Origin of the sequence: Blastomonas sp. CCH1-A6, assembly GCF_001556365.1 — a bacterium.
In the GTDB taxonomy this organism is placed as follows: Bacteria; Pseudomonadota; Alphaproteobacteria; order Sphingomonadales; family Sphingomonadaceae; genus Blastomonas; species Blastomonas ursincola.
In genome coordinates this window covers 23448-36911 of record NZ_LSIS01000017.1, presented here as the reverse complement: position 1 = coordinate 36911, position 13464 = coordinate 23448, and the positions used below count along the sequence as shown (strand labels likewise).

Here is a 13464-nt window from a genome sequence, read left to right as displayed (position 1 = left end):
GGCAGCGACGACCGATTGCTGCCGCTCTATGGAGCACGTGTGGCCCAAGGACGCAGTTTCGCCCGACCGGCCGAGGCCGTGCTCGGCGCAGAGGTGGCCCGGCGCACCGGAGCCAGGCTTGGGCAGAAGTTCATCGGCAGTCACGGGCTGGTGACGGGCGAGGAAGACGGGCAGGGGCACGACCATGCGCCGTTCGAGACCGTCGGCATTCTGGCCCCGAGCGGCACGGTGCTGGACCGGCTGATCCTGACCTCGGTCGAATCGGTGTGGGACGTGCATGGCATCGAGCACGAGGATCATGACGAGGCCGGGCATGATCACGATGAGAAGCATGTCGGGCACGATCACGATGCCGAGTCCGCTCAGCATGACGAGCATCATGAGGATGCCGCGATGCCGGGCATCGAGCCGGAGATCACCGCTCTGCTGGTGCGCTATCGCAACGCTTCGGCTGCGATGCGGCTGCCCAGCCAGATCAACCGCCAGAGCGCACTCCAGGCTGCGGCCCCCGCCGCCGAGGCGGCACGGTTGCTGGGGCTGTTCGGATCGATCATCGAAGGTGCGCGGCTGTTTGGCTGGCTGCTGGCGCTGTCTGCGGGGCTCAGCCTGTTCGTGGCGCTGTGGAATGCGACGCGTGCCCGCGAGGGCGACCTGGCGCTGCTGCGCGTGATGGGGGCGCGGCCTTCCACCGTATTCGGCACGATCCTGATCGAGGGCTTGCTGATCGCCGCGATCGGTGCGCTGGGCGGAATCGCGGCGGCGCATGGCCTGATCGCGCTGGCTAGCGCAAGCTTCCCGACGCTCGACGAACTGGGCCTGTCCGCCATGCGCTTCCTGCCAGGCGAGGGCGTCATCCTAATTGCCGCGCTCGCCATCGGTCTCATCGCCGCCCTGATCCCCGCGATCCGGATCTTCCGGGTCGACCTTGCCACAACGCTTGCCCGCTACAGCTGAGGAAGACGACATGCGCCTGCCCCTTCTCGCTCTTGCCATATTGAGCCTCATCGCCTTGCCGCAGACCGCAGGCCAGGCCGCAATGCAGCAGGGCAAGAAGGCGCCCGTGGAGGATGTCTGGAAGCCCGCCGCCACCCCCAAGGGCGGCGTGTCCTGGGCCGTGCTGGAGGCAACCAAGGAACAGACCCGCACTGGCAAGGACGGCTATCTCTATTCCAAGCCGCTGTTCACCCCTGCGGTCAAGGCGCTGGCGGGCAAGAGGATCAAGGTGGCGGGCTGGATGAAGCCGCTCGAGACCGGGGGGCGCCAGAAGCATTTCGTGCTGCTCGCCTATCCCCCCGGCTGCCCCTTCCACTTCCATGCAGTCCCCAACCAGTTCATTGAAGTCTATGCGGATATCCCGTTTCCGACCAACGAGACTAAGATGATCGTGGTCAGCGGCGTGCTGGAGCTGACCGGCCAGGACGAAAGCGGTATTTTCTATCGCATGAAGGCTTCCAGCCCGGCCTGACGTTCGTTGCTACAGCGCGCGGCTCTGCGGCCATGCACTGACATTTCCCGAGCCAGGGAACTCCAATGGCTGCCATCGCTTATCTGGGAGAGGACAGAGCATTGGAGCCCCGATGGCGGAAGAACACGGCGATGACACGGATGCTGGAACGGCCAGCTATTCCGGACCTGCAGGTGGCTGGGGTTCGGTTCGTGGAATGGCCGAAACGGTGGTGCGGGAAAAACCCTCGCCTGGTGCGCTGGCCACGTTGCGGACGCAGAACAAGCCCGGCGGGTTTATGTGCACCAGCTGCGCATGGGGCAAACCCAAGCACCCGCACGCCTTCGAATTCTGCGAAAACGGTGCAAAGGCGACACTCTGGGAACTGACCACGCATCGCTGCACGCCCGATTTCTTTGCCAGTCATAGCGTCACCGAATTGCGCGGATGGACCGACCATGCGCTCGAGAGCGTCGGGCGACTGACGCACCCGATGCGCTATGACGCTGCGATCGACCGTTATGTCGCCTGTGATTGGGACGAGGCCTTTGCCGAGATCGGGGTGCAGCTGAAGTCGATCGATCCGAAAAAGACGGTGTTCTACGCGTCGGGCCGCGCCAGCCTGGAAACATCCTATCTCTATGCGCTGTTCGCGCGGCTTTATGGGCACAATAACCTGCCCGACAGTTCGAACATGTGCCATGAGACCACATCGGTGACGCTGAAAAAGCTGATCGGCTCTCCGGTGGGCACTTGCACGCTCGACGATTTCGAACATTGCGATGCGCTGTTCTTCTTTGGTCAGAATACCGGCACCAACAGCCAGCGCTTTCTGCATCCTTTGCAGAAGGCTGCGCAGCGCGGCTGCAGGATCGTCACGTTCAACCCGATCCGCGAAAAGGGTCTGCTCAGCTTCACCAATCCGCAAAGTCCCGCGCAGATGCTGACGGGCAGCGATACCGAGTTGAGCTGCCAGTATCTGCAGGTGCGCGCAGGCGGCGACATCGCAGCGATCATGGGACTGTGCAAATATGTGTTCGAGCAGGACACACTGCGCGGGGGGACGCTGATCGACCGGGCCTTTGTCGCCGAGCATTGCACCGGATTCGAGGCATTCCGCGACCAGGCCGAGGCGACGTCCTGGGAGGATATCGAGCGTGAATCGGGGCTCAGCCGTGCCGACCTGGAAAGCGCAGGCGAGGTCTATGTCTCGTCAGAACGCGTGATCGGCGTGTACGGCATGGGCCTGACCCAGCATGTCCACGGCTTCGAGAATATCGCGATGCTGCTCAATCTGCTGCTGATGCGCGGAAATATCGGCAGGCCCGGCGCCGGGATCTGCCCGGTGCGCGGTCATTCGAATGTCCAGGGCCAGCGTACCGTGGGAATCTCGGAGAAGCCCGAACTCGTGCCGCTCGACCGGCTGGCGGAGATGTTCGGCTTCGATCCGCCGCGTGATACCGGCATGACCACGGTGGAGGTCTGCGAAGCAGTGCTCGATGGCAGCGCCCAGGCTTTCGTCGGGCTCGGCGGCAATTTCCTCCGCGCCGTCCCCGACCAGACCCGCGTCGAACAGCAATGGGAAAAGCTGCAGCTGACCGTGCAGATCGCAACCAAGCTCAACCGCAGCCATCTGTTCAACGGTCGCGTCTCGTTCCTGCTGCCGTGCCTGGGCCGGAGCGAAGAGGACAGCCAGGCGACCGGGCCGCAGACCGTCACGATCGAAGACAGCTTCAGCCATATTCATGGCTCGCTCGGCCACCGCACGCCCGCCAGCCCGCATCTCAGGTCCGAGCTGGCCATCGTGGCGGGCATGGCCAAGCACAGCCTGCCGCCCAATCCGAACGTCCGATGGGATGACTGGACCGGCAACTACAGCCTAGTGCGTGATCTCATCGCCCAGACCTATCCCGACGAGTTTCATGACATGGACGCGCGCATGTTCGAGCCGGGCGGCTTCTATCGCGGCAACAGTGCACGCGAGCGGGTGTGGAAGACCGATAGCGGCAAGGCGCAGTTCACCGCGCCCGAAATGCTCGCGGCGACCAACATCCCCGATGGTCATGGCCGGTACCGGCTGGTGACCTTGCGATCGAACGACCAGTTCAACACCACCATCTATGGCTATAGCGACCGGCTACGCGGGATCGAAGGCAAGCGCGACGTCGTGCTGATGTCGCCCGCAGACATCGCCGCTGCCGGTCTGAAGCCCGGACAGCGCATCGCGTTGGTGGGCGATGCCGATGATGGCATCGACCGCCGGATCGGCGGGCTGGAAGTCGTTGCCTTCGACCTGCCGTCGGGCACGATTGCCGGCTATTATCCCGAACTCAATCCGCTGATCGCGCTTTCGCACCATGACCAGGAATCGAAGACGCCAGCCAGCAAGGCGGTCCCCGTACGCATCCTCGCGCAGGCCTGAACGAGGGGGTCCAAAGGCGGGATGGGGGCGTTCAGCGCGCCTCGGCAGGGACCAGGACGAGCGTGTCCTTCTCAACCCGCCAGGATGCGAGTTGCGACAGGAAGTTCATCCCCAGCACGCTGGTTCCGCCGAACGCGGGGGATATGACGACCTTGAGGTTGCGCGCCTCGATGCCCTCGATCTGCAGCCGCTCGACCGTTCCGGTGTCAGCCCGCACCACCCCGTTGGCGGTCCGCAGCATCACCGGCGCGATGGCCAGTTCTTTGCCGACGCCCGCCTGCCGCGCCGTCTCTGCCGACAGCGCGGTGATCGTGGCCCCGCTGTCGATCATCATGCGCTGCTCATTGCCGTTGATCGTCACGCGCGCCCAGAAATGTCCGTCGGATGCCAGCCTGATCCGTACCTCGTCTCCGACGACCTGTTGGGTGCTCAGCCCCAGACGCTCGGTCCAGCGCGACAAGGTCGGGTCATAAGGGGCCTGTTGCAGCAGCACGAAGACCATGAACGCCAGGATTGCGACCGAAAACAGGCTGCGGATGATGCGCCCCAGGAACGGGATATTGAACAGCACGACCAGCGCCAGCGCTGCTGCGACCGCATAGAGCGCGAGCTGCTGCCATTCGGGAATGGTGGAAACGGACATATCCCGGTCCTACCCGCAGCCGTGCAATTCGATCCCTGTTTGCGCGTGTCCCCAGCGCCCGCGCTCAGGCAATCAACTTATGCGGGTCGTTCGCTATCAGCATCGTGTCGTGGCGCGCCAGCACGCCGAGCGCGAGTCCGGCTTCGCGCGCGCGGTCGATCGCCAGGCTGGTCGGCGCGCTGATCGTGATCAGCAAGGGAAAGCCTGCCCGAACGCATTTCTCGACCAGTTCCTGGCTGCACCGGGCTGAGAGAAGGACAAAGCCCGTCTCTGGCGAAACACCCGACCGGGCGAGCGTCCCGACCAACTTGTCGAGCGCGTTGTGCCGTCCGACATCCTCGCGTACCGCCAGTATCTCGCCTTTGGGCGAACAAAAGGCTGCGGCATGGGTGGCTCCCGTCGCCTGGCCGAGCAACTGGCGATCGCTGAGCGCCTTCAGCGCGTGGGCTATCGCTTCGCGTGCAACCTCGATCCGCGCGACGACCTTTGGCAGCGGTGCAAGGGCAGCTGCAATGCTGTCGATACCGCAGATGCCGCACCCGCTTTCCGAAACGCGGCTGCGCGCACGTTCCAGGATCCGCGGCAGCGAACGCGGCGGCAGATTGAGCCTCGCGACCCATCCGCCCTCCACAGGCACGACCTGCGGCTCGGACAGTTCGTCGGCATGCGCCAGCCCTTCGCTGAGCGTGAAGCCCGTGACGAAGTCTGCGAGATCGGTCGGCGTGCCCATCATCACCGCATAGCCGATGCCGTTATATTCGATCGCGATTGGCGCTTCGACCGGTACGCTGCGGTCGACGCGGTCTGCGGGCGTGTCATCGTAACCGACCCGATCGAGCGAGATGCTGCGCAGGGCAGGCGATGCAATGGATGTCGTCATGCATCTGTCCTTCGGGTCCCGGCATCGCAAGGCAAGGAATTTCGTCTGGCCGATTGCAATACCGTTCAAAGGGAGATGCGATCCCTGACGGGTCAGCCTGCAGGTGATGGAGCGCCTCGGCCGCTTGAGCCCATCATTCTAACCCATGTGCGTGAACCAATTGGCTGGATGGCGCGTAATGCGGCGGGGGACGTTCAGCCAGGCGCCCTGGAAACCAGGATTTTCGATGTCTTTGCGCCTTCGTTCGGTCTGTTGCGTTGTTTTGCCCGCCTTATGTGCCAGCCCTGCCGCCCAGGCCATGCAGCCGGCGGATCAGAGTATCCCTGCGCAACCGGCTCCAAATTCCGCCGAGCCTGCGATCATCGACGACGAGGAGTTCGATGCCACCATCCCTGCGATCGATCCGGATGCCCCCCTGGGCACGGTCGAGGATTGGGATACCGAACAGACTGAGCTTGAAGCGCAGGCGCGGTCCGCGCGCGATCCGTCACTGTCCACCGATCCGATGCTGCCGCGCCTGCCAGACGAACCCGAGATCGACGCCCCGCTGGGGCCGATCGAGAGCTTCGATGTCGAGCCCTTCGAGGAAAGCCGGTATACCGAGGCGGACGACAGCGTGTCGAAGACGGTACGCTACAGCTATCGTATCGAAGGGCTGGATTTGCTCGGGGCAGCGGTTGCGGGCTCGGGTCCCAGCCCCGATGGTGCCGAAACGATCCGGTCCAGGTTCGAGGAGCTGTCGGCGCTCGACGACGGCGATGGCAAGGCGAGCAACGGCGCGATGGTCTCCGCGCGGATGCTGGAGGACCAGCAGCTACTCGCCGATCTGCTGATCGGCGAATGCTTCCACGACGCCACGGTCAACGGCGCGATCGAGTTTCCGGAAGCCGGAACCGGGCCGCTGGTGGTCGTGCTGACCGCTTCGCCGGGACCCTGCTACCGGTTTGGCTCAATTACCTTCGACGCTTGGCCGGTCGAGCCCGAGGACCTTATCTCGCGCAATTTCGTGCCCAAGCCGGGCCAGCCGATCGATGCCGAGCGGGTGCTCGCGGCCGAGGCGAACATTGCCGTGGCGCTGCCCCAGTCGGGCTATCCCTTTGCGCAGGTCGGCCAGCGCGACGTGCTTCTCGATCCCGAAACCGAGACCGGCGATTACACGCTTCCCGTGACGCCGGGGCCGCGCAGCAGCTTCGGCGACATTCTCACGCGCGGGTCGACCGTGTTCGATTCCGACCACATCACGAAGCTAGCGCGCTTCAAGAAGGGCGAGCTTTACGACAGCCGGCTGGTCGACGATCTGCGCAAGGCACTGGTTGCGACCGGGCTTTACTCCACGGTAGCGGTGCAACCGCAGCCGACGGGCGTCGAGGCGCCCGGCGGCACGCAATATGCAGATCTCGCGGTGGATCAGGAAGCAGGCCCGGCGCGGACGCTGGCGGCCAATGCCGGTTACGGCACCGGTCAGGGCATCCGCGCGCAGGGTAGCTGGACGCACCGCAACCTGTTCCCGCCCGAAGGCGCGCTGATCGTCAGCGCCACCGGGGGCACGCAGGAACAGGGGGCGTCGGTCACCTTCCGCCGATCCAATGCGGGCCGCCGTGACCGCGCGGTCGAATTGAGTCTGTCCGCGCTGCGCAGCGACTTTGCCGCCTATGAGGCCTTTACCGGTCGCCTCGCGGGGCGTGTCTCCTATTACAGCACCCCCATCTGGCAGAAGCCGATCACCTACAGCTATGGCTTTGAACTGCTCGGCACCAACGAGCAGGATTTCAATTTCACCACCGGCCAGCGCGACCGCCGGACCTATTATGTCGCAGCATTGCCCGGGCAGATCACCTGGGACCGATCGAATGACCTGCTAGACCCGACCAGCGGCTTCCGCCTGTCGGCCCAGATCTCGCCCGAGGCATCGCTCGGCAGCGGCACGCAATTTTATGGGCGCGGGCTGTTCGAGGCGACCGGCTATTATCCGGTCGGCGACAATATCGTCATCGCCGGGCGCGCGCGCGTGGGTTCGATCTATGGCGCGGATCGCGCGGACATAGCCCCGTCGCGGCGCTTCTATGCTGGCGGAGGCGGCTCGGTGCGCGGCTTCGGCTATCAGGAGCTGGGGCCCAAGGACCCCGACAACCGGCCCATCGGCGGACGCAGCCTGGTCGAGGCGGCGGCGGAAGTGCGCTATCGCTTCGGCAATTACGGGATCGTCGGTTTTATCGATGCGGGCCAGGTCTCGACCCGCTCTACGCCCGGCTTTGACGACCTGCGCTATGGCGTCGGCATAGGCGGGCGCTTCTATACCAATTTCGGCCCGATGCGCCTCGATGTCGCCACGCCGCTGGGCCGCCGCCCCGGAGAATCGCGCGTCGCGATCTATATCTCGATCGGGCAGGCCTTCTGATGGCCGAAACCGAAGACAGCGTCGCCATCCCCGCCGAGGAGCAGGCCGTAGCGCGCCCGGAGCGCGCATCCTGGCTGCGCCGGATCGCCATCGGCCTTGCGGTGCTGGTCGGCTCGATCGTGGTGCTGTTCGCCATCGCCTATGTCTGGCTGGACAGCAGCAGCGGCAAGCGGTTCGTCACCAGGCAAATCGAAGGCATGGAGTTCGAGAACGGGATGAGCATCGGCATAGGCGCGATCGAGGGGTCGCTCTATGGCGAGATGCGCATTCGCGACCTGACCCTGCGCGATCCAAAGGGCGTGTTCGCATCCTCGCCATTGGTCGAGCTCGACTGGCGGCCGTTTGCCTTTATCGGAAGCCATGTCGATATCCGCTCGCTGATCGTGCCGCAGATGCGCCTGCGGCGACTGCCCACGTTCAACGAAACCCCACCGACCAACGAGCCGTTGCTGCCCGATCTCGACCTCGATATCGCCAATCTGCAGCTTCGCCGGATCGATATCGACGCGCCCGTCACCGGCCAGCGACACCGTGCATCGCTGAACGGCAAGGTGCATATTGCCGATCGGACCGCCGTGGTCAGCGCGCGCGCGGCCACCACCGCCGGCGCGGGATTTGCGGGCGGCGAAAGCGCGGTCATCGATCTGCGCGCGGTGCCCGAAACCAACACGCTCGACCTGACCTTCCGCCTCGATGCACCTGCCGAGGGCCTGATCGCGGGTCTGACCGGCATTGCCCAGCCGATGCAGCTCGACCTCAGCGGCAAGGGCGACTGGCAGGCCTGGAATGGCGCGCTAAAGGGCTCGCTGGGCGACCAGTCGCTCGGCGACATCGCGCTGACCGCGCGCAACGGCACCTTCGCCGCGCGCGGCACGATGCGTCCGGCCTTGCTGCTGAAGAGCCAGCCGAGCACGCTGCTGGCACCCGAGACCGCGATCGACATCACGACCACCGCGAACGAGCGCCGGTTCGATCTCGCCGCGCGGATCGGAAACGAGAATTTCGCGCTGGACGCCAAGGGCCTGGTCGATCTGGGTGAAAGCCGGATGCGCAATCTGGCTATCGGCTTCCGCCTGCTGCAACCGGGCACCATTGCGGAAAACCTCAATGGCGCCGGGATCGTCGCCAATCTTACGCTTGACGGAGCCTTTGCTGCCCCCCGAATCGCCTATGAAGTCAACGCCGCACGGCTCGGTTTCAACGACATGGCGATCCTCGGATTGCGCGCCAGCGGCGCGGCCCGGCTCGATCGCGACGCCTGGATCATGCCGGTTAGCGCGCGTGCAAGCCGGATCGCAGGGCTGAACGCTGCGGCGGGCGGGCTGCTTGAGAATGTGCGGCTCGACGGCGATCTCGCCTATTCGAACGCCCGGCTGATGTCGGACAATATGCGCATCCGCTCGAGCCGGATCGATGCGACCGCCGTCCTGCTCGCCGATCTCAATACCGGGCTATACACCGGCGCGCTGAACGGCCGCGTCAACGGCTATCGGATCGAGAGCGTCGGCGTCTTCAATGTCGCGACCGATATCGACCTCGAGACGACGGGCAATGGTGGATTCCGTCTCGCGGGCACCGTTCGCGCGCGCTCGAGCCAGATCTTCAACGATGGGCTGCGCGAGTTTCTCGGCGGCAATTCGCTGATTAACGCCAATGTCAGCTATGGCAGCGATGGCATCGGCCGCGTGACGCGTCTGACCGTCGCAGCGCCCGCATTCCGCCTGTCGCAGGGCAGCGGGTCCTATGGCGCGGATGGCCAAATCCGCTTCAATGCCAGTGGCAGCTCCAACCAATACGGGCCGCTCGCCGTCGCGGTGACCGGCACGGTAACCCGCCCCGTCGCGACCGTCAGGGCGGCACGGCCCGGCCTCGGCGTCGGCATGTCGAATGTCGTCGCGACCTTGCGCGGCAATGGCGAGAGCTATGTGGTCGAGGGATCGGGCGACACCGATTACGGTCCATTCACCGCAGATGTCGACATCTTCACGAACCGAGGCCCGCTCGAGATCGCGGTCAACCCAGGCACCCGCTTTGCCGATATCGGCATCACCGGGCGCGTGCGCCAGACCTCCGCCGGACCGTTTGCAGGCGAATTGGCTGCCGATGGCGCAGGCGTCTCGGGCAATGTCAGCCTATCTGCCACTGGTGCCTATCAGCGCGCGGTGCTGGCGCTGACGGCGCGCGACGCGCGGCTGCCTGGGCCGGCAGGACTGGTTATCGGCCGCGCGATTGTCTCGGCCGACATGGTCCTGGCCGAGACCCCGCAGGTCGTCGCGGACATCCAGATCGCCGGTGCCCGGATGAACCAGCTGCAGATCGTCGCCGCGCGCGCCAAGGTGGACTATCGCGGCGGCCGGGGAAGCGCCCGGGTCATGGCCGAAGGGCGCAACGGCTTTCCGTTCCGCATCGCCGCCAACGCCGCCTTGCAGCCGGACCTCTGGCGGATCGCGCTCGATGGGCGCGCCAACGGCATCGATTTCAAGACCCGCAACCCCGCCCGTATCCTCCCGCAGAACGCGCAATATCGGCTCATGCCGACGACCATCGACCTGTCGCGCGGCACCATCCAGCTTGCCGGCAGCTATGGCGCGGGCATGAATGTCGAGGCGCGGCTGAGCGATGTCGATCTCGCGCTGATCAACCCGATCATGCCCGGCCTGGGCCTGGGCGGAACCGCATCGGGCAGCCTCGATTTCGCTCAGGCGAGCGCGACCAGCTTCCCCTCGGCAGACGCACGCCTGCGCATCGAGGACTTCACCCGCACCAGCCTGGCATCGGTGTCGCAACCGGTGGACATGAGCGTGGTCGGGCGCCTGCAGCCCGATGGCGGCTCGGCCAATGCGATCATCCGGCGGCGCGGTGCGATCATCGGGCGGATGCAGGTCAGGCTCAATCCGCTGCCACCGGGCGCCGGGAGCTGGACGACGCGGCTGCTCGCTGCCCCATTGAGCGGAGGCCTGCGCTATAATGGCCCTGCCGACACGCTCTTCTCGCTCGCGGCCTTGCCCGACCAGAGCCTGACCGGGCCGATCGGGGTGGCGGCCGATTTCACCGGACGTGTCCAGCAGCCGCAGCTGCGGGGTATCGTGCGGGCGAATAGCCTGACCTACGAGAACGAGCAATATGGCACGCGGCTGACCAACATGCGGCTGCGCGGCAGCTTCACCGGCGACCGGCTGCAGGTCGAGGAGCTGACCGCGCGCGCCGGCGAGGGCACAATCCGCGGCGAAGGCTTTGTCTCGCTGAGTTCGGCCCAGGGCTTCCCGGTCCAGCTCGCGCTCGATCTCGACAAGGCGCGCCTCGCGCAGGGGAACGATCTCGCGGCAACCGCCACCGGCCAACTCCGCATCATCAACAGCGCCGCGCAGGGCGCGGTCATCTCGGGCACGATCAGCCTGCCCGAGACGCGCTATCGCATCGTCCGCCAGGGCTCGGCGCGGGTCGCGAAGCTCACCGGTGTTCGGCGCAAGCCGGCGCTCGGGCGCGCGCGGATCACGGGCGATCCCGAACCGATCTCAGGCGTGCCCAGCAACTGGAAGCTCGATGTGAAGGTGGTCGCCGACAACCAGATCTATGTCTCGGGCATGGGACTCGATTCCGAATGGGCGGCCGATATCCGGATCACCGGCACAACGGGCAATCCGCGCATTACGGGCGGGATCGACCTGGTGCGCGGCACTCTGGGCTTTGCCGGGCGTTCGTTCGACCTGGAAGAAGGCCGGCTGCGCTTCAACGGCGGCAGCGCGACCAACCCCGAGCTCAACCTCCGCGCGAGCGGCGAGGCGGGCGACGTGACGGTGAACATCGTCGTGTCAGGTACCGGAGAGAACCCGGACATCGCCTTCTCGTCGACGCCATCGCTGCCGCAGGACGAGGTGATGGCGCGCATCCTGTTCGGCAACTCGATCGGCGAGCTCACCCCGATCCAGGCGGTGCAGCTGGCGGCCTCGCTCAACAGCCTGCGCGGGGGCAGCGGCGGGCTCAATCCGTTGGGCGTGCTGCAATCGGCGTCGGGCGTGGACCGGCTGCGGATCCTGGGCGCGGATGAGGAGACGGGACGCGGCACGTCGCTCGCCGTCGGCCAGTATATCTCGAACGACGTCTATGTCGAAATCATCACCGACACGCGCGGCTTTACCGCGACGCAGATCGAGATCAGCCTGAGCAAGGCCTTGTCGGTGCTTAGCCAGGTCGGCAGTTTCGGCGGGTCGAACGTCAATGTGCAGTATCGGAAGGATTATTGATGCGCGTCCGCCTCACTCTTGCAGCGGTGGCAAGCCTGGCGCTGGTCTCGGCCTGTCAGCGCGAGCCGAGTTTCGACGAGAAGTTCGAGCGGCAATCGCGCGAATTGAGCGCCAAGGCGCGCAAGATCGAGGCAGAGACCAAGGCGCAGCTCGATGCGGCGCGCGAGGCTGAACAGGCTGCTGCCGAAATGGACCAGTCGCAGAGTGCAGCTATGCCCGCTGCAGTCTCGGCTGACTGATTATGGCTTCCACCCCGGCCGACCGAGCGACCATGGCGCACCAGTCAGGCGATGACGTCGAGGCCATGGCGCAACGGGTGCCTGGTGCACTGTCCGATTCCCCCTTGCAGATGCCGCGCAGCGCTTGGTTCGCTATAATGAAGCGCGTCTATCTCATGAACGGCGTGCACAATCTTTCGCTGCTCGCTGCAGGCGTCGCGTTTTTCGCCTTTCTCGCCTTCGTCCCGCTGATCGCGGTGGTGGTGCTGCTTTATGGCCTGATCGCCGATCCCTCGACCGTCGCGGCGAGCCTCGACCTGCTGGTCGATGTCGTGCCGCCTGAAGTGCTTGTCATCCTGCGCGAACAGTTGATCCAGATCGTGACCACCAGCGCGACCCGGCAGGGGCTGGGGCTGGTGCTGGCGCTGCTCCTGTCGACCTATGGCGCGATGCGCGCAGCGACCGCGATCATGGGGGCGCTCAACATCATCTACGAGGAGCACGAAACCAGGGGGTTCCTGCGCACCACAGGCGTCGCTGTGCTCATCACCCTGGGCATGGCGGCCGTTGCCGTGATCGGGCTGATCGCCATTTCGCTGTTCGGCTATATTCGCAACTTTCTGGCTCCGTTTCTGGGGGGCGGGGCATTGCTGTTGATCCAGGTGCTTACCTGGGCGGTCGCCGCGTTGCTGGTCAGCGCAACCTTCGCCATCTTCTTTCGCTATGCGCCCGACCGGCGCGCAGCCAAATGGCGCTGGCTGTCGCTGGGGTCGGTGGCATCGACGGTGCTGTGGCTGGCCATCACGCTGGGCTTCGGCTTCTATGCCGCGAACCTAAGCGATTACAACGCTACCTATGGCTCGCTCGCCGCGATCGTTATCTTCCTAATGTGGCTGTTCCTGTCTGCCTATGCGGTGCTGATCGGCGCGGAAATCAATGCCGAGACCGAGCGGCAGACCTTTCGCGATTCCACGGTGGGCCCCGACAGGCCGATGGGGCAGCGCGGCGCGGTGCTGGCGGATACCGCCGCGCTGGACGAGGCCGAGCGTGCGATTCTGGAAAAACAGCAGCGCCGAAACGCGACTTGAACGGTCGATCCTTCATTGGCGGGCGCTGGGCAAATTCGGCTTGACAGTCGTCAAGCGCACTCCCTAGCCTCTGAGCTGTCGAGACGGATGCCTATAGGCCGGCATGACCGAAAAGGCCGGGTCCAGC

9 protein-coding genes are annotated in these 13464 nt (G+C 65.4%); 7 read left to right on the top strand and 2 right to left on the bottom strand.

Annotated features, from left to right (window positions below; all coding sequences use genetic code 11):
- The 3 genes from AX735_RS00610 to AX735_RS00600 form a co-directional block, all read left to right on the top strand.
- Positions 1–954: ABC transporter permease (locus tag AX735_RS00610; RefSeq protein WP_231749970.1), on the top strand; the 954-nt coding region annotated here is incomplete at its 5' end.
- Between the two features lie 10 nt (positions 955–964).
- Entirely contained in the window at positions 965–1465 is a 501-nt protein-coding gene (locus AX735_RS00605) for a DUF3299 domain-containing protein (protein ID WP_066274199.1), read from the top strand.
- A 112-nt stretch (positions 1466–1577) separates the two neighbouring features.
- Complete coding sequence (locus tag AX735_RS00600; protein ID WP_066274197.1) at positions 1578–3866, top strand: FdhF/YdeP family oxidoreductase; 2289 nt, start codon at positions 1578–1580, stop codon at positions 3864–3866.
- A gap of 31 nt (positions 3867–3897) precedes the next feature.
- Here AX735_RS00600 and AX735_RS00595 read toward each other — a convergent pair whose 3' ends face one another.
- Positions 3898–4509 carry a retropepsin-like aspartic protease family protein gene (locus tag AX735_RS00595; RefSeq protein WP_066274195.1) on the bottom strand — a complete coding sequence of 204 codons (612 nt, stop codon included), beginning with the start codon at positions 4507–4509 and terminating at the stop codon, positions 3898–3900.
- Between the two features lie 64 nt (positions 4510–4573).
- Positions 4574–5389 carry a formate dehydrogenase accessory sulfurtransferase FdhD gene (gene fdhD / locus AX735_RS00590; RefSeq protein WP_066274192.1) on the bottom strand — a complete coding sequence of 272 codons (816 nt, stop codon included), beginning with the start codon at positions 5387–5389 and terminating at the stop codon, positions 4574–4576.
- A 298-nt stretch (positions 5390–5687) separates the two neighbouring features.
- Here fdhD and AX735_RS00585 point away from each other — a divergent pair, with 298 nt between their 5' ends.
- The 4 genes from AX735_RS00585 to AX735_RS00570 are packed head-to-tail and all read left to right on the top strand — an operon-like array spanning position 5688 to position 13337.
- Complete coding sequence (locus AX735_RS00585) at positions 5688–7787, top strand: BamA/TamA family outer membrane protein (RefSeq protein ID WP_231749969.1); 2100 nt, start codon at positions 5688–5690, stop codon at positions 7785–7787.
- Positions 7787–12031, top strand: coding sequence for a translocation/assembly module TamB domain-containing protein (locus AX735_RS00580; protein WP_066274190.1), 4245 nt, complete (start codon positions 7787–7789; stop codon positions 12029–12031). Before AX735_RS00585 ends, AX735_RS00580 begins: the two co-directional genes overlap by 1 nt.
- Positions 12031–12270 carry a hypothetical protein gene (locus AX735_RS00575; RefSeq protein WP_066274187.1) on the top strand — a complete coding sequence of 80 codons (240 nt, stop codon included), beginning with the start codon at positions 12031–12033 and terminating at the stop codon, positions 12268–12270. The genes AX735_RS00580 and AX735_RS00575 overlap by 1 nt, the downstream gene beginning before the upstream one ends.
- A 32-nt stretch (positions 12271–12302) precedes the next feature.
- A complete protein-coding gene (locus AX735_RS00570; RefSeq protein ID WP_066274182.1) occupies positions 12303–13337 on the top strand; it encodes a YihY/virulence factor BrkB family protein in 1035 nt (344 codons plus the stop codon).
- Positions 13338–13464: the final 127 nt, after the last annotated feature.

Excerpts from the sequence above, each read along its gene's own strand:
- AX735_RS00605 (WP_066274199.1), top strand. The coding sequence starts at position 965 with ATGCGCCTGCCCCTTCTCGCTCTTGCCATATTGAGCCTCATCGCCTTG.
- AX735_RS00600 (WP_066274197.1), top strand. The coding sequence starts at position 1,578 with ATGGCGGAAGAACACGGCGATGACACGGATGCTGGAACGGCCAGCTAT.
- AX735_RS00595 (WP_066274195.1), bottom strand. The coding sequence starts at position 4,509 with ATGTCCGTTTCCACCATTCCCGAATGGCAGCAGCTCGCGCTCTATGCG.
- fdhD (WP_066274192.1), bottom strand. The coding sequence starts at position 5,389 with ATGACGACATCCATTGCATCGCCTGCCCTGCGCAGCATCTCGCTCGAT.
- AX735_RS00585 (WP_231749969.1), top strand. The coding sequence starts at position 5,688 with ATGCAGCCGGCGGATCAGAGTATCCCTGCGCAACCGGCTCCAAATTCC.
- AX735_RS00580 (WP_066274190.1), top strand. The coding sequence starts at position 7,787 with ATGGCCGAAACCGAAGACAGCGTCGCCATCCCCGCCGAGGAGCAGGCC.
- AX735_RS00575 (WP_066274187.1), top strand. The coding sequence starts at position 12,031 with ATGCGCGTCCGCCTCACTCTTGCAGCGGTGGCAAGCCTGGCGCTGGTC.
- AX735_RS00570 (WP_066274182.1), top strand. The coding sequence starts at position 12,303 with ATGGCGCACCAGTCAGGCGATGACGTCGAGGCCATGGCGCAACGGGTG.